We start from the raw sequence: 21,489 nt of genomic DNA, 5'->3' as shown, positions 1-21,489 counted from the left end.
GTAGGTCATCGTCAGGCTTGTTACTCCGCATAACCCCACCATCACACGATGGTGGGGTTTTTGCTTTTGCGCTCCCAAAACACTAACTTCCACCCCAGGCCCAGCCCCGATCTTCAGCTCCAATAACACACCGTTGCTCTCGGCGATGGCGGGGAATACCATGCTGAAACAGTACCTGCGCGTGATGCATACTCCACTTGCGCCAACTATCCCGACACTGCGTTCGAAGCGCATCCATCTCGGCGCCAGCCCTTCGGTACGTCAATTCTCTTGATCCGCCGAAGTTAATCTGAATCCTCCTCGGGAATCTCCCCAGAACCAGGCGGCGTTCGCCTGATCGTCAGGAAGCGATGATCCCACTGGTCATTTTTACTCCCGCCTGAAAGTACCAGCAGCATCCGATCCTGAATTGCGTTCCGAGCACCTGCCGGGTCGCCGGCGTTCCTTCCTTTTTGATTGTCCTTGATGATGACGCGGTAGCGCTCTGTTGAGCGTCCAGCACCATGTAGATTTATCCATGGCGCTTTGTAGCATTGACTCCTGCGGCCCTAAGTTCTACACAGGGAATTTGAGCAAGCTAAGTCACCACAGGCGCACAAGGCAGCGACTCCCCCAGGTTCTCCACAGGAAATTCGACGTGAACGCATAACTTGCCCCTTGCCCTCATGGATCTCTTGTAGGTCATCTGAAGAGGATACTCAAACCAGTCTCGCCGAGAAGGAGCGTTCAATAGCGTCACCGGTGAATAAGCACCATTGGAGTTGCCCACAGCTGATGGCGAGGAGCCGCGCGACAAAATTGCAGGGGATGCGTACGACAATCGGGCAGCTCTCATGATTTCCACTTATGCACAGTTTTGGGAATCGGCTAACACATCGCATTTGTCTTATGCACAGCCGAAACCAAATACGCAGCAAATCTCGCCCAGGCCAAATACCTTGCAGGCTCCGCTCTTGGCGAACAAGCGGCGAAATATCTTATGCACAGACGATGCAAGCGGTTTGCTCTGTATCGCGCACTTGGGATGTCAGCAACAGATAACAAGCAGTCAATAAAAAAGCCGGTGTTAGCCGGCTTTTATACGCATCGCATGCTGTCATAACGCACCGGCCCAGGAAAAATGAGATCGATGGCCATGCCGATGCGTGCACCTGACAGCCGTCACACAGCGTCCGTGAGCACCAGATCCAAGGACATGTCGTGCGACTCCCCCGTGAACTCAACCAAGCCAAATGCATAGCACACGCCGACTGCCATGGGTCGCTGCGACGCTGCCAGCGTTCGATCATAAAATCCGCCGCCATATCCCAAACGACATTGCGCAGCGTTATAGCCGACGCACGGCACCAGCAGTGCCTGCGGTTGCATCAATGGCGACGTTACAGCCGGCACGAGCGTACCCAACGCATCCTTTTCCAGCGGATCTCCCGGCAACCAGCGACGGAACTCCAGCGGCGCGTTCTTGCCTACGACAACCGGCAAGGCGAGGTGCACCCCGTGGGCGGCCAATGCGTTATAGGCAAAGAGCAGATCCGGCTCGCCGCGAATCGGGTGATAGACGCCCAGGCTGGTGACGGCATGCGAGGTGCACCAGTCCAGCAACCGGCGTCCGATCAGCTCATCGGAGATGCGTTTGCCCTTGGGATCAAGCGCTTTGCGGCGCGCAAGCAGGTCTGCACGCAAGGTGTTTTTCAGCTGCGCGGCAGGCCTTTGTTCCGGCTCTTGCGGCGGGGTGTCGCGTGCTATCCTTGGGTTCGTCATTTGTTTTGTTAATCAGTATCAATTGGGTTGCACGAGTATGCGTCTGAAGAATCAACCGCTCAACAAGCGCCTGCGTTCGCTGGCCGCTTCCCTGGCTATCCCGCTGGCGCTCGCCGCCGGTGTCTCGCTCGTGGCCACGTCGCCGGCCCATGCGCAAAAGCGCGTTTCGGCCGATGCTTCACCCGATGATATCTTCCTGGCCTTGCGCCAGGCGGCCGCCAGCGACAACGGCGCGCTGGCGCAGGATCTGGCGGCGCGCCTGTCCGGCTATGATCTTCCGTCCTATGTCGACTATTATCGGCTCAAACCGCGTGTGCGCGACTATAGCGCCAGCGAGCAGGAAGTCCGGGACTTCATGGCCCGTTATGAAGGCCAGGCCATTGTCGATCGCCTGCGCAACGACTGGCTGCTGGCGCTCGGCAAGACCGGCAACTGGGCTCTGTTCGATGAGCAGTATCCCAAGTTCATCCTGAACGATGATACCCAGGTCAAATGCTTTGCGCTCAATTCGCGGGCGCTCAAGGGCGCCAATGTGGCCGACGAGGCGCGCGCCCTGTTGGTCAATCCAAAGGACTATGGCCAAGGCTGCAGTGATCTGATCGCCACACTGGCGCAGAATGGTCAATTTACCGAAGCGGATGTGTGGTTCCAGATCCGTCAGGCCGCCGAGAACGGCAACACCACGGTGGCGCGCCGCGCCTCGGTGCTGGTCGATAACGGCGATGTGTCGGTACAGCAGGTGATGGACCGTCCGGCGCTGATGCTGGCCAAAGGCCCCGGTCGCGGCGCCGCCAACCATCAGCTCTACATCATCGCGCTGGGACGCATTGCCAAGAGCAATCCCGCCCAGGCGGCCACCTACCTGAACGACGCCTCGCGCCAGATGACTTCGCAGGAAGTCGCGCTGGGCTGGGGACAAATCGCGCTGTCGGCCTCCTACAAGCTGGCGCCGGAAGCGCAGGATTACTGGCGCAAGACCAAGGATGCCACGCTGTCGCAGGACGCGATGCAGTGGAAGGTGCGCATGGCCCTGCGCGCCGGCGACTGGAAGACCGTACGCACCACCATCGAAGGCATGCCGGTCGCGCTGCGCAACGATATAACCTGGGTATATTGGCTTGGTCGCGCCTTGAAAGAAGATGGACAGAATGAGGCCGCGCGCCGTTTGTTTGAATCGATCTCCGGCAACTTTAGTTTCTACGGCCAGCTGGCGCTGGAAGAGCTGGGCCAGAAGATCACCATCCCGCCGGGCCCGACGCCGCCCGGCGCCGGTGAAGTCGCCCTGTATTCGCAAAATGCCGGTTTCAAGCGCTCCCTCAAGTTCTACCAGCTGAACCTGCGTTTCGAGGCGATTCGCGAGTGGAACTGGGAACTGCGCAACATGACCGACCGCCAACTGCTGGCCGCCGCCGAGTATGCACGCCAGAACGACGTGCTGGATCGCATGGTCAATACCTCCGACCGCACCCGCGCCGAGTTCGACTTCACCCAGCGCTTCCCGGCGCCGCACCTGCCGGAGATGAACGCCGCCACCCGCCCACTGGGCATGGAGAACGCCTGGGTCTACGGCCTGATCCGCCAGGAGTCGCGCTTCATCAAGAGCGCGCGCTCGCACGTCGGCGCTTCTGGCCTGATGCAGCTGATGCCAGCGACGGCCAAGTTCGTCGCCAAGAAGATCGGCATGAGCGAATTCACCGCCGACCAGGTCAACGACATCAACACCAACCTGCTGCTGGGCACCAGCTACCTGGACATGGTGCTGAACAACCTGGAAGGCTCCGAGACGCTCGCCACCGCCGGCTACAACGCCGGCCCGGGGCGTCCGCGCACCTGGCGCGCGACGCTGCCGCGCACTGTGGAAGGCGCGATCTTCGCCGAGATGATCCCTTTCAACGAGACTCGGGGTTACGTCAAGAACGTGATGTCGAATGCGACGTACTATGCGGCCATGTTCGAGAACCGTCCGCAGTCGCTCAAGCAGCGCATGGGCACGGTGGCGCCCAATTCCAACGTCGCCACCGACTTGCCCTGATTGCATCGACCGCGCCGGGGCAAACCGGCGCAACGACAGAGGAGGCAACGCATGGCAGTACGCAAGATCCTGGTGATCGGAGGCTCCGGCTTTATCGGCACCCGTCTGGTGAGGTTGCTGGGCAGCGGCACCGAATACCGTGTGATGGTGCCCACGCGCCGTTATGAGCGCGCCAAGCACTTGCTGGTGTCGCCGGTGGTGTCGGTGGTGCAGGCTGACATTCACGATGATGCGGCGTTGTCGCAACTGGTGGCCGAGGCCGACGTGGTGATCAACCTGGTCGGCATCCTGCATTCACGCGGCGGCAAGCCCTACGGCCCGGACTTCGACAAGCAGCACGTACAGCTGCCGCGCCGCATCGTCGCCGCCTGCGTGCGTCACGGCGTGCCGCGTTATCTGCACATGAGCGCGCTGGGGGCGGACGAGCACGGCCCGTCGATGTATCAGCGCTCCAAGGCCGCCGGTGAGCGCGAGGCACTGGCCTCGCCTGACCTGGAGGTGGCGGTATTCCGGCCCTCGGTGGTGTTTGGCGAAGGCGATCATTTCCTCAACATGTTTGCAGGCCTGCAACGCAGCTTCCCACTGATCCCGCTGGGCAGCGCCGCAGCGCGCTTCCAGCCGGTCTATGTGGGCGACGTGGCGCAAGCCTTCGAGCGCGCCATCACATTGCCGCATGTCGGCGGCAACATTTACGAGCTGGGCGGGCCGAAGCAATACACCCTGCGCGAGCTAGTTCGGCTGTCCGGCTGGTATGGCGGTTTCAATCGTCCTGTCATCGCCTTGCCGCCGCCCCTGGGGCTGCTGCAGGCCTGGATGCTGGAGCACCTGCCCGGCAAACTGATGAGCCGCGACAATGTGGCGTCGATGCAGGTGGATAATGTATTGTCGGCGCCAATCGCCGCCGAGCTTGGCCTGACGCCGACAGCGTTGGAGGAAGTCGCGCCGGCCTACCTGTCGCCGCGCGACCCGCAGCAGCAGTTCGACCTGTTTCGCAGCAACGCGCGCCGCTGATCTCGGGCGCCGCGCGCATTTTCAGCCAACTTCGAACCACAACAAAGAGCCAACATGCAAGACACAGAACTTGATCCGGTATTGTCCGAGACGCTGAAGAAGGCCGGCCGCCACATGCCTACGCTGGTGATCGGCAACAAGAACTACTCCTCGTGGTCGATGCGTCCGTGGGTGGTGATGACCGCCTTCGACATTCCCTTCAAGGAAGTGCGCGTGCTGCTCGACCAGCCCGACACCGCCGCCGAAATCGCCCGCTATACCGGCTCCGGCCGCGTGCCGGTGCTGCTGGACGCCGACATCGCGATCTGGGATTCGCTGGCCATCTGCGAATATCTGGCCGAGCAATTTCCCGACCGCGCGTTGTGGCCGGCGCGCACCGACGCCCGCGCCATCGCGCGCAGCATCTGCGCCGAAATGCACTCCGGCTTCACCGGCTTGCGCAGCGCCATGAGCATGGACATCCGCGGCCGCTATCCCGGCCAGGGACGCACGCCAGGCGCCCAGGCCGACATCGCCCGCGTTTGTGAAATCTGGGAAGAGTGCCTGGCCCAGTTCGGCCATCATGATTTCCTGTTCGGCGACTTCTCGATCGCCGATGCCTTCTACGCGCCGGTGGTGATGCGCTTCACCAGCTACCAGGTGCCGCTGGCGCCGGCGCTGCAGGCCTATGCCGATCGCGTAAAGGAACATCCGGCTGTGGCGCGCTGGATTGCCGAGGCGCTGGCCGAGAAGGAAATCCTGCCCGACCACAAATAAAGGATGGGAATGAAGACATACACCGTCGGCGGCGCAGTGCGCGACGGCTTGCTCGGCCTGCCGGTGAAGGATCGCGACCACGTGGTGGTCGGCGCCACGCCGCAGCAGATGCTGGAACAGGGGTTTCGCCCGGTAGGCAAGGACTTCCCCGTGTTCCTGCATCCCCACACCCATGAGGAATACGCGCTGGCGCGCACCGAACGCAAGACCGCGCCCGGCTACAAAGGCTTTGCCTTTCATGCCGCGCCCGACGTCACGCTGGAAGACGACTTGGCGCGCCGCGACCTCACCATCAACGCCATCGCCCAGGGCGAGGACGGCGCGTTGGTCGATCCTTACGACGGTCGGGGCGATATCGCGCGGCGCGTGTTTCGTCATGTCTCCGACGCCTTCATCGAAGATCCGGTGCGCATCCTGCGCCTGGCGCGCTTTGCCGCGCGCTTCGCCGATTTCACGGTGGCGCCCGAAACCAATGCGCTGATGCAGCGCATGGTCGCCAACGGCGAGGTCGACGCGCTGGTGCCCGAACGCGTGTGGCAGGAAATCGCGCGCGGCCTGATGGAACACAAGCCCTCGCGCATGTTCGAGGTGCTGCGCGGCTGCGGCGCGCTGGCGCGCATCATGCCGGAGCTGGACGCCCTGTGGGGTGTGCCGCAACCGGAGAAGTGGCATCCCGAGATCGATACCGGCGTACACGTGATGCTGGTGATCGATTGGGCCGCAGGCCAGGGCCATGCGCTGCCGATCCGTTTTGCCGCGCTGATGCACGACCTCGGCAAGGGCGCCACGCCGCCCGAGATGTGGCCGCGCCATCACGGCCATGAGGCGCGCAGCGTGCAGCTGGCCGAACAGGTCTGCGCGCGCCTGAAAGTGCCCGGCGACTGTCGCGACCTGGCGCTGATGACCGCGCGCGAGCACGGCAATGTGGGCCGCGCCTTTGAAATGCGTCCGGCCACGCTGGTGAGCTTGTTTGCGCGGTGCGATGCCTTCCGCAAGCCGCAGCGCTTCGTCGACATGTTGCGCGCGTCCGAATGCGACCATCGCGGCCGTACCGGTTTCGAAGACCGGCCGTTCCCACAGGCGGCTTACCTGGAAGGCGCGCTGAAGGCGGCCGCCAATATCGATGCCGGCGCCATCGCCGGTCAGCATGCGGGCCAGCCGCAAAAGATCCCGGAAGCGATTCTCGCCGCGCGCGGCGCCAACGTGGCCTTGTTCGTCGATGCCAACCGGCCGGCGGTGGACTAGGTCATGGCCGATTCCTTCTTCTCGCGACTGCAGCGTATCGGGCGCAAGGAGCCCCAGCCCGGCGGCGCCGATCCGGCCAAGCCGGATCGGCCGACGGTGTTCGTCAAGGAGCTCTCGCCGCGCTCGCGGCGACACCTGATGCGCCACTTCCTGGCGCTGGAAGACAAAGACCGGCTGCTGCGCTTCGGCTCCAAGCTCTCCGACGAGATGGTGGCGCGCTACGTGGAGAACATCGACTTCGCGCGCGATACCGTGTTCGGCGTCTACGACCGTCGCTTGCGCCTCTTGGGCGTGGGTCACCTGGCATTTGCCCCGCGCGAGAAATCACGCGTGGCGGGCGCCACCATCAAGCCGGTGGTGGCCGAATTCGGCGTCTCGGTCTCGGCCGCCGCGCGCGGCCTGGGCGTGGGCACGAAGTTGTTCATGCGCGCCTCCATGCGCTGCCGCAACGCCGACGTTGATACGCTCTACATGCATTGCCTGTCGTCCAACAAGGTGATGATGCACATCGCCAAGAAAGCCGGCATGGAGATCCATCGCGACTACGGCGAGGCCGACGCCTACCTGAAGATCAAGCCGGCCAACTCCGCCACCATCTTCCAGGAGGCGATGCAGGAGCAGGTCGCCATGCTGGACTACATCGTCAAGGCCAACTTCAAGGCGCTGCTGAAATGGGGCTCGCGCGTCACCGGCATCGGCGCCAAGCCCAAGGACGGCGGCTCTCCGCCCAATCCGCCGCCGCAAGGCTGATCCGTTTTTGCGCGGGCGCACATGACCGTGCCGGCAATGGGGCGCATAATATGCGCCTCACTTTGAAAACGGATTTGCCATGAGCACCAATCCCAACACCGACGACTTTTTCGCCACCGTCGCGACAAAATCCGACAGCGGCGCATTGCGCGGCGACTACAGCCAGATCGATGCCAACTACGTGGTGGCGCAGAACTGGGAGCATTACACCCCCGAGCAGCACGCCTTGTGGCGTCGCCTCTATGAACGCCAGGCCAAACTGATTCCCGGCCGCGCCTGCGACGTGTTCATCGACAGCCTGAAGGCGCTGGACGTATCGCAAGGCATCCCGCGTTTCGACCGCACCACCGAGGCCCTGTACAAGGCCACCGGCTGGCAGCTGGTCGCGGTGCCCGGCCTGGTGCCGGACCACACCTTCTTCGAGCATCTGGCCAATCGCCGCTTCCCGGTCACGGTGTGGCTGCGCGAGGAGCATGAGTTCGACTACATCGTCGAGCCGGACGTCTTCCACGATTTCTTCGGCCACGTGCCGCTGCTGTTCAACCCGATCTTTGCCGACCACCTGCAGGAATATGGCAAGGGCGGCCTGAAGGCGCTCAAGCTGGACGGGCTGGCCCACCTGGCGCGCCTGTACTGGTACACCATCGAGTTCGGCCTGATCCAGAGCGAGCAGGGCCTGCGCATCTACGGCGCCGGCATCCTGTCGTCCGGCGGCGAGGTGGAATACTGCCTGTCCAGCGACAAGCCGCGCCGCGTTCCCTTCGACGTCGAGCGCATCATGCGCACGCTCTACAAGATCGACTCGTATCAGGAAAGCTATTTCGTGATCCGTGATTTCGAGCAGCTGTTCAACGACACCGCGCCCGATTTCACGCCGCTTTATGAACGCCTGAAGCAGCAGGAAACGCTGCCGGCCAACACCCTGCTGCCCGGCGAAACCAACCTGCCGCCCAACCGCTGAACCGGCCCCGGCGACAGCCGAGAGCCGGACCGGCTCGTCGCGCCCGCCTGCTCTGCAGTGCGCAGCGGGCGGCGCCGGAGCCTGCCTTCGCCGTGACGGCAACGATGGGCCGGCCGATGAAAAAATGGAGCGGGAATAAAAAAGCGGATCTGACAGGGGAGGCCAGATCCGCGAGCTAGTGGTGCTTTCAACACTAGAGGGGAGGAACCTTGCACAGAGAATGGATACCAATCGATCCGCTGTTCAAGAAGCTTCATTAAACGCCACCTGCGCCACCCGTCCAATGTCTTTTACGGGTTGTTACACTCGCGTCTTGCTTGTAACACTTGCCCGTACGGGCGTCTTTTTTTTCAGCCGGAAATGTTGTTGTTTTCACCTTTCCGGCATTTTCTCCTTCGCAGATCCCTTCCTGCCGCAGGACCTGCCAAAACTGTTTCCTGCTTGCCAAAAAACGCCGAAAACCCTGCTGCGACGCGCGTAGCGGCGGGTTCTGCCTTGTGCTAACTTGAAATCACATAACAGAAAAAGAACCCGTGCCCACAAGGCATTGGCGTTTTGACATCCGCTTCGCCAGGCTGATCCAGCCAAGCCGGAAAGCTCAGCGGCGCGGACACATGTGCAACCAAGAACAAGATTTTTGGCACGGAGACCGCATGAACGCACCCCTACCATCCAGTCAACGGCTGTTGCTGGACGATGTATCCCTGGACGACAAATTCGCGCTGGAGCGCGGCCGCGTCTTCATGACCGGCATACAGGCGCTGATCCGCCTGCCCATCCTGCAGCGCCAGTATGACCAGCGCGCCGGTCTCAACACCGCCGGTTTCATCACCGGCTATCGCGGCTCGCCGCTGGGTACGGTGGATCAGACCGCCGAGAAGGCGAAGAAGTACCTCGACGCCCATCAGATCAGGTTTCACCCCGGCATGAACGAAGACCTGGCCGCCACCAGCGTGTGGGGTACGCAGCAGGTCAACCTGTTCCCGGGCGCGCAGCACGACGGCGTGTTTTCGCTGTGGTACGGCAAGGGGCCGGGCGTGGACCGCTGCGGCGACGTCTTCAAGCACGCCAACATGGCCGGCACCTCCAGGCACGGCGGCGTACTGGTGATCGCCGGCGACGACCACGCCGCCAAGTCTTCCACCACCGCGCACCAGAGCGAGCACATCCTGAAGGCCTGCGGCATTCCGGTGCTGTATCCGTCCTCGGTGCAGGAGTATCTCGACTACGGCCTGCACGGCTGGGCCATGAGCCGCTACACCGGCTTGTGGGTGGCGATGAAGTGCGTGACCGACCTGGTCGAATCCGGCATGTCGGTGATGATCGACCCGGATCGCGTGAAGATCCAGCTGCCGCAAGACTTCGAGCTGCCGCCCGACGGCCTGAACATCCGCCAGCCCGACACCGTGCTCGCGCAGGAAGCCCGGATGAACAACTACAAGTGGTACGCCGCGCTGGCCTATGCCCGCGTCAACAAGCTCAACCAGATCATCTGGGACAGCCCGCGCGCGCGCATCGGCATCATCACCGCCGGCAAGTCCTACCTCGACACGCGCCAGGCGATGGACGACCTCGGCATCGACGAGCAGGTGGCGCGCGATATCGGCATCCGCCTGTTCAAGGTCGGCATGACCTGGCCGCTGGAGGCCGAAGGCGTGCGCGAATTCGCGCAGGGGCTGGAAGAGATCCTGGTGGTCGAAGAGAAACGCCAGATCCTCGAATACCAACTGAAGGAAGAGCTCTACAACTGGCGCGACGACGTGCGTCCGCGCGTGGTCGGCAAGTTCGACGACACCGGCGAATGGAGCGGCTCCCAGCGCGAGGGCCATGGCAACTGGCTGCTGCCGGCCACCTATGAGCTGAATCCGGCGCAGATCGCGCGCGCCATCGCCTCGCGCATCTCGCGCTACTTTGCCGGCCATCCGGTGGAACAGCGCGTACGTGCACGGTTGGCCTTCCTCGAAGCCAAGGAAGCCACGCTCAACATCAGCAGCAAGCCGGATCCCAACAAGGATCGCATCCCGCACTTCTGCTCCGGCTGCCCGCACAACACCTCCACCAAACTGCCCGAAGGCAGCCGCGGCCTGGCCGGCATCGGCTGCCACTATATGGTGACGTGGATGGATCGCGAATCCAGCGTCTTCACCCACATGGGCGGCGAAGGCGTGACCTGGGTCGGCCAGGCGCCGTTCACCAGCGAGAAGCACGTGTTCGCCAACCTCGGCGACGGCACCTATTTCCACTCGGGCTTGCTGGCGGTGCGCGCGTCGGTCGCCGCCAAGGTCAACATCACCTACAAGATCCTCTACAACGACGCGGTGGCCATGACCGGCGGCCAAGAGTTCGACGGCCCGCTGGACCCGGCCATGATCTCGCGCCAGCTGGCGGCGGAAAACGTCACGCCCATCATCGTGGTGACCGACGAGCCGGACAAATACCCGGCCGGCACCAAGTGGGCCGAAGGCGTCACCATCCGTCACCGCAGCGAACTGGATGCCGTGCAGCGCGAGCTGCGCGAAGTGCCGGGTGTGTCGGCCATGATCTACGACCAGACCTGCGCGTCGGAAAAGCGCCGTCGCCGCAAACGCAATGCCTATCCGGATCCGGCCAAGCGCGCCGTCATCAACGAGGCCGTGTGCGAAGGCTGCGGCGACTGCAGCGTGCAATCCAACTGCCTGTCGGTGGAGCCGCTGGAGACCGAGTTCGGGCGCAAGCGCCAGATCAACCAGTCGTCCTGCAACAAGGATTACTCCTGCGTGAACGGCTTTTGCCCCAGCTTCGTCACCGTCGAAGGCGGCAAGCTGAAGAAGCCCGGCAAGGCCAAGGCCGGCGACGGCGGCAGCGCCGCACCGGCCATGCCCCAACTGCCGGAGCCGACCTTGCCCTCTCTGGCCGATCCCTACGGCATCCTGGTGACCGGCATCGGCGGCACCGGCGTCATCACCATCGGCCAGATCATCGCCATGGCGGCGCACCTGGAAGGCCGCGCCTGCTCGGTGCTGGACATGAGCGGGCTGGCGCAGAAGGGCGGTCCGGTGATGTCGCACGTGCGGGTGGCTGAGCAAGCCGATCACATTTACTCCACGCGGGTGGGCACCGGTGCGGCCGACCTGGTGATCGGCTGCGACGTGATCGTCACCGCCAGCCGCGATGCCTTGTCCCGCATGGGCGAGGGCCGCACGCGCGCGGCGGTGAACTCGACCCAGACGCCGACCGCCGCCTTCGTGCGCAATCCTGACTGGCAATTCCCGACCGCCTCCAGCGAAAGCGAGATCGCGCGCGCCTGCGGCCGCGACAACCTGTCACTGGTGGATGCCGGCCACGTCGCCACCGCGTTGATGGGCGACGCCATCGCCACCAACATGTTCATGCTGGGCTATGCCTGGCAGAAGGGCTGGGTGCCGCTGTCGGAAGCCGCATTGCTGCGCGCCATCGAGTTGAACGCGCTACAGGTGGAATTCAACAAGCAGGCCTTCGCCTGGGGACGCGTGGCGGCGCACGACATGCAGACCGTGCTCAACGCCGCGCAGCGCAACGGCATGACTGCGCAGGTGATCGAGTTCAAGAAGGCGCCGACCCTGGACGAGATCGTGGCGCGCCGCACCGGCTTCCTGACGTCTTACCAGAACGCCGCCTACGCGCGTCGCTACACCGATTTCGTGCAGCAGGTGCAAACGGCGGAGTCTGCGCTGGGCGAGGTCGGCCGGGGTTTGAAGCTGACCCAGGCGGTGGCGCAGTACCTGTTCAAGCTGATGGCCTACAAGGATGAGTACGAGGTCGCGCGGCTGTACACCGACGACGCCTTCCGCGACAAGATCGCCGCCATGTTCGAGGGCGATTACCAGGTCAAATTCCACCTGGCGCCGCCGCTGCTGGCCAAGCATGACGACCAGGGCCACCTGGTCAAGAAGCAGTACGGTTCATGGATGATGCCGGCCTTCGGCGTGCTGGCCAAGCTGCGCTTCCTGCGCGGCACCGCCTTCGATCCCTTCGGCTACACCGCCGAGCGCAAGCAGGAGCGCGCGCTGATCGAAGAGTACCGCGCGACCATCACACGCCTGCTGGGTCGCCTCAACGCCGACAACCTGGCGCAGGTGATCGCGGTGGCGCGTATCCCGGAGGAGATTCGCGGCTACGGTCACGTGAAGGAGCGGCACCTGAAGGCGGCCAAGCAGAAGGAAGCGTCCTTGCTGCGGATGATCGAACATCCGGAGCTGGCCAGCGTCACGCTGGTGGATTCGCCGATCGGGCCGGACGGGGGAGGAAAGAAGGCGGCGTAAGCTTGATACGCCGTTGAACGCCACTGGGTCCCGGCCTTCGCCGGGACGACAGTTTTACTGGAGCCTCACCAGCATGATCCGTGAGCGGGCTACAGGAGCTCCAGCGCGGTCATTCTTGCGCAGGCAACTGAAATGTCATCACCGTCATCCTGGCGCAGGCCAGGATCCAGCGGCGTTTGTTCGTCAGACCAGGCGACCACCGCTGACCCGCTCGATGCCGGCCAGGTCGCGCCAGCTCTGCACCTCGGCAAAGCCGGCTGCCGACAGCAAGTCTCGCACCGCCGCTGCCTGGTCGAAGCCATGCTCCATCAGCAGCCAGCCGCCGGGTTTGAGATGAGGGCGTGCACCGGCCACGATGGTGCGCAGGTCGGACAGGCCGTCGGCATGGTCGGTCAGCGCATCGATGGGCTCAAAACGCAGGTCGCCCTGCGACAGGTGGGCGTCGCCTTGCACGATGTAGGGTGGATTGGAGGCGATGACGTCAAAGCTTGCCATGCCCGGGCTTTGCAGCGCCTGATACCAATCACTGAGCAGGAACTTCACCTTCGCGCCGTTGGCCGCAGCATTGCCGCGCGCCACCTCCAGCGCCGCCGCGCTGGCGTCGAGCGCGGTCACCGCCGCATCCGCACGGGCATGCGCCGCCGCCACCGCGATGGCGCCCGAGCCGGTACCCATGTCCAGCAGGCGGCCGCCTTGCGGCAGGCGATCGATGGACAACTCCACCAGCAATTCGGTATCGGGACGGGGAATCAGCACGTCGGGCGTGACGCGGAAATCCAGCCCGAAGAACTCGCGCGCGCCGACGATGTAGGCGATCGGTTCGCCGCGCAGGCGACGCTCAAACAAGGAGGCCAGCGCGTCGGCCTCGGCGATCTCCAGCCGGCGTTCAGACTGGGTGATCAATTGCACCCGCGTGAGCCGCAGCGCGTGGCACAGCAGGATGCGGTTTTCCAGCGCATCCAGCGGGGCCGTCTTCAATACCGTCGCCAGGGTGCAGCCGGCAAAGCTGGATGCGTGTTCCATCGTGTCGATCAGACGCGCTTGGCGGCCTGGCGCAGCAGCACCAGTGCCAGCACGACGAACCAGATCAGCGACCAGGTCGGGATCTGCAGGCCGAACACCGGCGGCCATGGCGCCGAGCAAAATCCGTCCGCGGTAAACATCTGCGGGAACATCTTGGCCGTGGGCAGCTGGTTCAGCGCCACTTCCATCGGATCGGTAGTGCAGGACACGCCCGGATGCGCCTTCACGTACAAGTGCCAGATCGCGGTGCCGGCGCCGCCCAGCGCGGCCAGCACGCCCAGGCCGGCGCTGCCGCGACGGGCCGGCGCCGGCATGAAGCAGGCGATCAGCGAGAACGCCGCCACCAGCACGAACATGTAGCGCTGGATCACGCACAGCGGGCAGGGCTGCATTTCTTCGACGATCTGCAGGTACATGGCGAAGCCGAGCAGCGCGACGCACACCAGCGCCACCAGCAGGAAGACCGATTTGGATGATTTCATGGTTATTCGATTGGATAGGGTTGTGAGCGGTTCTGGCACGCATGCCATGACGAATTGTAGTGGAGAGCCCCGGTTGCCTGCGCGCCGCCCCCTCAGGCGGTTTTGCGATGCAAGCTTCTCAGAACCGTCGCCCCGGGTTTGGTTCCGGCCGGGGCGCGGTGACCGCTACGGTACGCTTACCGTAGCGTATCAGCCTGTTGTCGGATTGACCTCAGTCGTCGCCCAGTTCGGCCAGCAGTTCGGCCTGGTGCTCGGTGATCAGCGCATTGGTCAGCTCGTCGAGGTCGCCGTCCATGATGAAATCCAGCTTGTACAAGGTCAGGTTGATGCGGTGGTCGGTCATGCGCCCCTGCGGGAAATTGTAGGTGCGGATGCGCTCGCTGCGGTCGCCCGAGCCGATCAGCGACTTGCGGGTGGCGGCTTCCTTGGATTGCTGCTCGCGCAGCTGCACGTCCTTGATGCGCGCGGCCAGCACCTTCATGGCCTGGGCCTTGTTCTTGTGCTGGCTGCGGTCGTCCTGGCATTCCACCACGATGCCGGTGGGCAGGTGGGTGATGCGCACCGCCGAATCGGTCTTGTTGATGTGCTGGCCGCCGGCGCCGGAGGCGCGGTAGGTATCGATGCGGATCTCCGACGGATTGATCTCGACATCCTCCACCTCGTCGGCCTCGGGCATGACCGCCACGGTGCAGGCCGAGGTGTGGATGCGGCCCTGGGTCTCGGTGGCCGGCACGCGCTGCACGCGGTGGCCGCCGGATTCGAACTTCAGGCGCGAGTAGGCCCCGAAGCCGGCAATGCGTGCGATCACTTCCTTGTAGCCGCCTAGTTCGGACTCCGACGCCGAGACGATCTCCACCTGCCAGCGCTGACGCTCGGCATAGCGGGTGTACATACGCAGCAGGTCGCCGGCGAACAGCGCCGACTCGTCGCCGCCGGTGCCGGCGCGGATTTCCAGGAAGATGTTGCGCTCGTCGTTGGGATCCTTGGGCAGCAGCATCTTCTGCAGGTCGCCCTCCAGCGCCTCCATGCGTGCGCGGGCGCCGTTGATCTCTTCCTGCGCGAAGTCTTTCATGTCAGGGTCGGACAGCAGCTCCTGCGCGGTGCCGATATCTTTGCCCGCTTGCGCGTAATCGAGATACAGCGCGACCAGCGGGCCCAGCTCGGCGTGTTCGCGCGTCATCTTGCGGAAGTTGTCCATGTCGGCCGTGGCGTCTTCCTGGGCCAGCAGGCTGTTGAGCTCTTCCAGCCGTTCGGCGAGCTGGTCGAGTTTGGCGAGCATTGATGGTTTCATGGCGTGGTGCGATAAAAGAGGTGTCGTGAGGCAGGGGTGTCGTGAAGCGGGCCGGCGCTCCGTCGGAGGCGGCAAGGCAGAGGCCGGCGCGCGGCGCCGGCGTCAGGAGAAAAGCTAACGCTTGGTGCGGAACAGTTGCGGCAGGATCGAGACCAGCTGGCTGCGCTGCTCGCCCTGCGCATGGTGCAGGGCCTGTTGCGGGCCGTGCAGGAATTTGGCGGTGAGGCCTTTGGAGAGCGCTTCGAGCACGGCTTCGACGTCGTCGCCCTTGGCTAGCATCTTGCGCGCGCGCTCCAGCTCGGCCAGGCGCAGCGCCTCGCCGGTCTCATGCAGATCCTGGATCAGCGGCACCATGGCGCGGCTGTCGATCCAGTGCATGAAGGATTGCACGCGGGTCTCGATGATGGCCTCGGCTTGCGCCACCGCGGCCTGGCGATTCTCGACACCGCTTTGCACCACCGAGGCCAGGTCGTCCACGGTGTACAGGAAGACGTCGTCCAGGCGGCCGACTTCGGCTTCGATGTCGCGCGGCACGGCCAGGTCGACCATGAAAATCGGTTTGTGTCGGCGCGCCTTGACCGCGCGCTCCACCAGGCCCAGGCCGATGATGGGCAGCGACGAGGCGGTGCAGGACACCACGATGTCGAAGCGCGCGAGCTGGTCAGGCAGCTCGGCCAAGCGGATGGCGCTGCCGTTGAAGCGGTGCGCCAGCGTCTCGCCGCGTTCCATGGTGCGGTTGGCGACCGTCAGTGTCTTGGGGTTTTGCGCCGCGAAGTGGGTCGCGCACAGCTCGATCATCTCGCCGGCGCCGATGAACAGCACGTTCTGGCCCGCGATCGAATCGAAGATGCGTTGCGACAGGCGCACCGCCGCCGCCGCCATCGACACGCTATGCGCGCCGATCTCGGTGGTGGTGCGCACTTCCTTGGCCACCGCGAAGGTGCGCTGGAACAACTGATGCAGATAGGTGCCCAGGCCGCCGGCGGCGTCCGCCTGGCGCACCGCGTCCTTCATCTGGCCCAGGATCTGCGGCTCGCCCAGCACCATCGAGTCCAGCCCGGAGGCGACGCGGAAGGCGTGGCGCACGGCATTGTCCTGCGGCAGCGCATAGAGGAAGGGACGCAGGTCTGCGTAGGGAATCTTGTGGTACTCCGCCAGGAACTGCGCGGTGCGGTCGATCGCGAAATCCACGCCGTCGCGGCCGGCGGCGGCTGCCGCATACAGCTCGGTGCGGTTGCAGGTCGAGAGGATGGCCGCTTCGCCGGCGGAGATGATCTTGTCGTTGCCGCCGAACCATGAGCGCGCCGCTGCCACCGCCTGACCGATCTGGTCAGCGGGAAACGCCACTTTCTCGCGCAGCGAAACCGGCGCGGTAGTGTGGTTGAGTCCGACGGCGAGCAAATGCATGGAAGTACGGGGCCGCGATGGCCGATGAGCTGGGACGGTAAAACTTTATAAAAAAACAGGTAAAAGTAGACCTTTTATGAGTCCGTATTATACCCGCTGCGCAATAAGGGGTTTGGAGAGGCCCTGATAATCGGTATTCGTCCCTGATATGGATCAGTTTTCGGCCTGTGGTACGGATGGGAATACAACAAATTTCCAGGTGGAAATCAGGCTTGGCCATCCTGGTCGATATCGCCCAGCCGTTCCAGCTGATAACCATAGCCGTACACGGTGGCCAGCCGGTAGCCGTGCTCCGGCTTCAGGCCGAGCTTGGTGCGCACGCGTGAAACGTGGGTGTCGATGGTGCGGGTCGGCAGTTCGGGTTCGGCCCCCCAGATGCGCTCCTGCAGGAAGGCGCGCGACAGCGGCCGGCCGAGGTTGTCCAGCAGCAGCATGGCCAGCTCTGCCTCCTTTTGCGTGAGCGCGGCATCCAGCGTCGGCCGCGCCGGGCTGGAGACGCGCAGGCGGCCCAGGTCGAACAGGAAGTCGCCGGCCTGCACCGCATGCGCTGTTTGCGCGCCGGCCGCCAGCAGCAGCTCCAGGCGCAGCGCCAGCTCGGTGCGGCGGACCGGCTTGAGGAGGTAATCGTCGGCGCCCGCCGCGCGTAAGGCTTGCAGCAGTTTTTTTTGCGGAGCGGCGGCCAGCAGCAGCACGGCCGGCGGCTTGCCGTTTGCACCCGGCGCCTCGCGCAGGACGCGCAGTGCGGCCACGCTTGCCGCCTGCGCCGTTTCCAGCCCGTCGAGGTCGACCACCAGCGCGTCGACGCCGTCTTCGCGCGCGGCATTGATGCCCTCCGCGCCGGCGTAGACCGCGCAGTCGCGCCCGGCCAGCAGCTGGCGCAGCAGGGCCATGCAATCGGCGGAGGAGGTGAGGATCCCGGTTTTCATCGCGTCAGGGTGGGGCAGAGGTCAGGCAATCAGTCAGGCAATCATTGAACAAGCCGTCGCGCGCATGGAAAAAAGGGCAGCGATGCTGCCCTTTGATCGGTACGCGCCCCGGCGTGTCGAATGCCGGCTCAGGTCGGCGACTCGGCGTCCGGCAGCACCACGTTCACGTCCAGCACCTCCAGGTTGCCCTGGCGGTCCAGCGAGATCTTGATGTCGTCGGCGTTGACCTTGGTGTACTTGGAGATCACCTCGATCAGCTCCTTGTGCAGCGCCGGCAGGAAGTCAGGGCCCTGGCGGCCGTTGGAGCGCTCGCGCGCGATGATGATCTGCAGCCGTTCCTTCGCTGCAACCGCGCTCTTGGGCTTGGCCGGGAACAGGAATGAAAGCAGGGACATATCACTTACCTCCGAAAATACGCTGCAGGAAGCCCGGCTTTTCGTAGTTGGTGAAACGCAGCTCCACGGTTTCGCCGAGGAAGCGCGACACCACGTCCTGATAGGCTTGCGCCACGTCGCTGTCCTTCATGTGGATGGCCGGGCTGCCTTGGTTGGATGCCGCCAGCACCGACTCCGATTCCGGGATGATGCCGATCAGGGGGATGCGCAGGATTTCCTGCACATCGGTGTACGACAGCATCTCGCCGCCTTCCACGCGCTTGGGCGCGTAGCGGGTGATCAGCAAGTGTTCCTTGACCGGTTCGCCGCCGTTGGAGGCGCGGCGCGACTTGGCCTGGATGATGCCGAGGATACGGTCGGAGTCGCGCACCGAGGACACTTCCGGGTTGGTCACCACGATCGCTTCGTCGGCGAAGGTCAGCGCCATCACGGCGCCGTGTTCGATGCCGGCCGGCGAGTCGCAGATGATGTATTCGAAGTCCATCTTGGCCAGGTCGTCCAGCACGCGCTCTACGCCTTCTTCCGAGAGGGCGTCCTTGTCGCGGGTTTGCGAGGCCGGCAGGATGAACAGGTTTTCGCAGTGCTTGTCCTTGATCAGGGCCTGGTTCAGCGTGGCTTCCTTGTTGATCACGTTGATCAGGTCATAGACCACGCGGCGTTCGCAGCCCATGATCAGGTCCAGGTTGCGCAGGCCGACGTCGAAGTCGATCACGGCCGTCTTGTGGCCGCGCATTGCCAGGCCCGATGCGAAACTGGCGCTCGACGTCGTTTTGCCGACGCCGCCCTTACCTGAAGTCACAACGATGATTTTTGCCACGAAAAACTCCTTAAGAGAAGAACAGAGGCCGGGTGGTCCCGGCTGGATTTAGATTCTTGTGGAAGCCGTCTTACGACGCCTTCATTTGCAGCACGTCGATGCGTTCGCCGTTCAGGCGCACCTGCACTTGCTTGCCGGCGATGTCGGCCGGGTGGCCGTTCTCGAAGGTTCGATAGACCCCGGCGATGGAGACCAGTTCCGCCTCCAGCGAGGCGGTGAAGATGCGCGCCTCGGTGTTGCCGGAGGCGCCGGCCAGCGCACGCCCGCGCAGCGGCGCGTAGACGTGGATGCTGCCGTCGGCGATGATCTCGGCGCCGTTGTTGACCGCCGCCAGGATTACCAGGTCGGCGCCGCGCGCGTAGATGCGTTGGCCGGCGCGCACCGGGGTGTCCACGATCATGGTGCGGGCGGCCGGCGCGGGGGCGGCCTGCTGGGCAGGCGCCGGTGCGGGCGCCGGGGCCGGTTCGGGTTCAGGTACGGGCTGCGGCTGGGGCGCCGGAGCGGCGGCGGCAGCCGAGGCCACCATCGCATTTTCCTGGGCGCGGGCATTGGCCGCTCCCCCGGTGGCCGCGCCGCTGTCGATGGCCAGGCCATGGGCGACGATGCCTGCGTGCAAGTCTTCGGGCGCGTTGCGCACGGCGACCGTGTTGAGACGGAATTTCTTGAACAGCGCCACCACGGCGCTCCAGTCGATGCCGGCGGCGGCGTCGCCTTCCAGCGCACCGATGTCCAGCACCGCAAACTCGTCCTCGAAGAAGTCGGATACGCCGCCGGTCATGTCCTTCAGGGCCTGTTCCAGGGCCGCCGGGTCGGTTTCATGCAGAATTGCCGAGATGGCAACGACGGTGGATATCTTGATGTCGATCGGTTTGCGGGCTTTTTGCATAAATCGTGGGGTCGGGTGCGGCGAAAAGCCACGCAAGCGCCGCTTTCCGCAATGTTTGGCTGTGCATTATACAGGCAGGATCGCGCTGCGATAGCGGTGGATCGCGGGTTTTCGGCGGGTTCGGCCCTGCTCGGGCGGGGCCGATTATGCCGATTATGCGCCGCCTCCGGTCATCCCATGAAAAAGGCCGGAAGCGCCTTGCGACGCTCCCGGCCCCTTGTTCAGGTTTCCGGATGGGGCAGGCAGGGAGCGTTCCCTGCCGTCACCGCATCAGCCCGGCACCTTGCCGTCCACGCCTTCGACGTAGAACTTGATGCCGTGCAGGAAGCCGTCGTCAGCCACGGCGTCCTTGCCCAGCACTTCCTTGCCGGCGTTGTCCTTGATCGGACCCTTCCAGATCGGCGCGCTGCCGTCGACGATGCCCTTCTTGCGCTCTTCCACCAGCGACTTCACGTCGGCCGGCAGATCAGGATTGAAGGCGGCCAGGTCGATGCCGTTGTCCTTCAGGCCGACCCAGGTGGTGCTGCTCTTCCAGGAGCCGTCCAGCACCGCCTGCACGCGCGCGGTGTAGTACACGCCCCAGTTGATCACCGAGGCGGCCTGGTGGGCCTTGGGGCCGAAGCTGGTCATGTCGCTGTCCCAGCCGAAGGCGTACACGCCCTTTTCCTGCGCGGTCTGCACCACGGCGGCGGAGTCGGTGTTCTGCATCAGCACGTCCACACCCTGGCCGATCAGGGTGGTGGCGGCTTCACGTTCCTTGCCCGGGTCGAACCACTTGTTGACCCAGACCACGGCGGTGGTCGCCTTCGGGTTCACCGAGCGCGCGCCCATGGTGAAGGAGTCGATATTGCGGATCACTTCAGGGATAGGCACCGAGGCCACCACGCCCAGCTTGCCGGACTTGGAGATCTTGCCCGCCACCACGCCGGCCAGGTAGGCGCCTTCATAGGTGCGCACGTCGTACTGGGCCAGGTTGTCGGCGGTCTTGAAGCCGGTGGCGTGTTCGAACTTCACGTCCGGGAATTCCTTGGCAACCTTCAGCATCGCTTCCATGTAGCCGAAGGTGGTGCCGAAGATCAGCTTGTTGCCGTCGGTGGCCAACTGGCGGAACACGCGCTCGGCGTCGGCCGCGGACTCGGGGATGTTCTCCACGAAGGTGGTCTTGACCTTGTCGCCGAACTTCTCTTCGACCGCCTTGCGGCCCTTGTCGTGGGCGAAGGTCCAGCCGGCGTCGCCGACCGGGCCGATGTAGACGAAGGCGACCTTCAGCGGATCAGCAGCGGGCGCGGCGGCAGCGGGGGCCGCGGCCGGCGCCGCCGGTGCGGCGTCTTCCTTCTTGCCGCAACCGATCAGGGTTGCCGCGGCCAGGGTGGCAAGCATCGTGAGCGACGCCCTGCGCGAAATCTTCATTGTGGTTCTCCCTCTAGTCAGTGGTTAAGTACGTTTTGCTACAACAACAAATTCAG

At 64.3% G+C, this 21,489-nt stretch carries 17 protein-coding genes; 7 read left to right on the top strand and 10 right to left on the bottom strand.

The annotated features are described in order from the left end of the window. Positions 1 to 1,161 precede the first annotated feature (1,161 nt). The gene (locus tag J8I26_RS21165) at positions 1,162 to 1,761 is read right to left on the bottom strand and encodes a 5-formyltetrahydrofolate cyclo-ligase (protein ID WP_209609096.1); all 600 of its coding nucleotides are present in this window, start codon (positions 1,759 to 1,761) and stop codon (positions 1,162 to 1,164) included. 37 nt (positions 1,762 to 1,798) lie between these two features. On the opposite strand from J8I26_RS21165, the gene J8I26_RS21160 reads away from it, so the two are divergent. From J8I26_RS21160 to J8I26_RS21130, 7 genes are all read left to right on the top strand, one after another. After that, a complete protein-coding gene (locus J8I26_RS21160) occupies positions 1,799 to 3,793 on the top strand; it encodes a lytic transglycosylase domain-containing protein (protein WP_209609095.1) in 1,995 nt (664 codons plus the stop codon). Between the two features lie 51 nt (positions 3,794 to 3,844). After that, entirely contained in the window at positions 3,845 to 4,804 is a 960-nt protein-coding gene (locus J8I26_RS21155; RefSeq protein WP_209609094.1) for a complex I NDUFA9 subunit family protein, read from the top strand. 54 nt (positions 4,805 to 4,858) lie between these two features. Beyond that, positions 4,859 to 5,560, top strand: a complete 702-nt coding sequence (locus J8I26_RS21150; RefSeq protein ID WP_209609093.1) for a glutathione S-transferase family protein — start codon at positions 4,859 to 4,861, stop codon at positions 5,558 to 5,560. Positions 5,561 to 5,569: 9 nt separating this feature from the next. Next, complete coding sequence (locus tag J8I26_RS21145; RefSeq protein ID WP_209609092.1) at positions 5,570 to 6,805, top strand: multifunctional CCA addition/repair protein; 1,236 nt, start codon at positions 5,570 to 5,572, stop codon at positions 6,803 to 6,805. A gap of 3 nt (positions 6,806 to 6,808) precedes the next feature. After that, the gene (locus J8I26_RS21140; protein WP_209609091.1) at positions 6,809 to 7,555 is read left to right on the top strand and encodes a GNAT family N-acetyltransferase; all 747 of its coding nucleotides are present in this window, start codon (positions 6,809 to 6,811) and stop codon (positions 7,553 to 7,555) included. Between the two features lie 79 nt (positions 7,556 to 7,634). Next, positions 7,635 to 8,516 (top strand): phenylalanine 4-monooxygenase, encoded by an 882-nt coding sequence (gene phhA / locus J8I26_RS21135; RefSeq protein WP_209609090.1) that lies wholly within the window; start codon positions 7,635 to 7,637, stop codon positions 8,514 to 8,516. Between the two features lie 653 nt (positions 8,517 to 9,169). After that, a complete protein-coding gene (locus J8I26_RS21130; RefSeq protein WP_209609089.1) occupies positions 9,170 to 12,796 on the top strand; it encodes an indolepyruvate ferredoxin oxidoreductase family protein in 3,627 nt (1,208 codons plus the stop codon). A 183-nt stretch (positions 12,797 to 12,979) separates the two neighbouring features. Here J8I26_RS21130 and prmC read toward each other — a convergent pair whose 3' ends face one another. The 9 genes from prmC to J8I26_RS21085 form a co-directional block, all read right to left on the bottom strand. Beyond that, positions 12,980 to 13,819 carry a peptide chain release factor N(5)-glutamine methyltransferase gene (gene prmC, locus J8I26_RS21125; protein ID WP_209609088.1) on the bottom strand — a complete coding sequence of 280 codons (840 nt, stop codon included), beginning with the start codon at positions 13,817 to 13,819 and terminating at the stop codon, positions 12,980 to 12,982. An 8-nt stretch (positions 13,820 to 13,827) separates the two neighbouring features. Continuing rightward, complete coding sequence (locus tag J8I26_RS21120) at positions 13,828 to 14,301, bottom strand: disulfide bond formation protein B (protein ID WP_209609087.1); 474 nt, start codon at positions 14,299 to 14,301, stop codon at positions 13,828 to 13,830. Between the two features lie 211 nt (positions 14,302 to 14,512). Then, on the bottom strand, positions 14,513 to 15,592 hold the full coding sequence (prfA, locus tag J8I26_RS21115) for a peptide chain release factor 1 (protein WP_209609086.1): 1,080 nt from the start codon (positions 15,590 to 15,592) through the stop codon (positions 14,513 to 14,515). Between the two features lie 114 nt (positions 15,593 to 15,706). After that, on the bottom strand, positions 15,707 to 16,999 hold the full coding sequence (hemA, locus tag J8I26_RS21110; protein ID WP_209609085.1) for a glutamyl-tRNA reductase: 1,293 nt from the start codon (positions 16,997 to 16,999) through the stop codon (positions 15,707 to 15,709). A gap of 206 nt (positions 17,000 to 17,205) precedes the next feature. Then, positions 17,206 to 17,925 carry a response regulator transcription factor gene (locus J8I26_RS21105; RefSeq protein WP_209609084.1) on the bottom strand — a complete coding sequence of 240 codons (720 nt, stop codon included), beginning with the start codon at positions 17,923 to 17,925 and terminating at the stop codon, positions 17,206 to 17,208. Between the two features lie 128 nt (positions 17,926 to 18,053). Further along, positions 18,054 to 18,320: a cell division topological specificity factor MinE gene (minE, locus tag J8I26_RS21100; protein ID WP_209609083.1), complete on the bottom strand. Its 267-nt coding sequence runs from the start codon at positions 18,318 to 18,320 to the stop codon at positions 18,054 to 18,056. A 1-nt stretch (position 18,321) separates the two neighbouring features. Then, positions 18,322 to 19,137, bottom strand: coding sequence for a septum site-determining protein MinD (minD, locus tag J8I26_RS21095; RefSeq protein ID WP_209609082.1), 816 nt, complete (start codon positions 19,135 to 19,137; stop codon positions 18,322 to 18,324). A 70-nt stretch (positions 19,138 to 19,207) separates the two neighbouring features. Then, on the bottom strand, positions 19,208 to 20,023 hold the full coding sequence (gene minC / locus J8I26_RS21090; protein WP_209609081.1) for a septum site-determining protein MinC: 816 nt from the start codon (positions 20,021 to 20,023) through the stop codon (positions 19,208 to 19,210). A 270-nt stretch (positions 20,024 to 20,293) separates the two neighbouring features. Further along, positions 20,294 to 21,433, bottom strand: coding sequence for a BMP family ABC transporter substrate-binding protein (locus J8I26_RS21085; protein WP_209609080.1), 1,140 nt, complete (start codon positions 21,431 to 21,433; stop codon positions 20,294 to 20,296). Positions 21,434 to 21,489: the final 56 nt, after the last annotated feature.

It is taken from the genome of Herbaspirillum sp. LeCh32-8, assembly GCF_017814915.1.
In the GTDB taxonomy this organism is placed as follows: domain Bacteria; phylum Pseudomonadota; class Gammaproteobacteria; order Burkholderiales; family Burkholderiaceae_D; genus Herbaspirillum.
The sequence above is the reverse complement of the archived record's forward strand: the minus strand, read 5'-3'. Positions and strand labels throughout refer to the sequence as shown.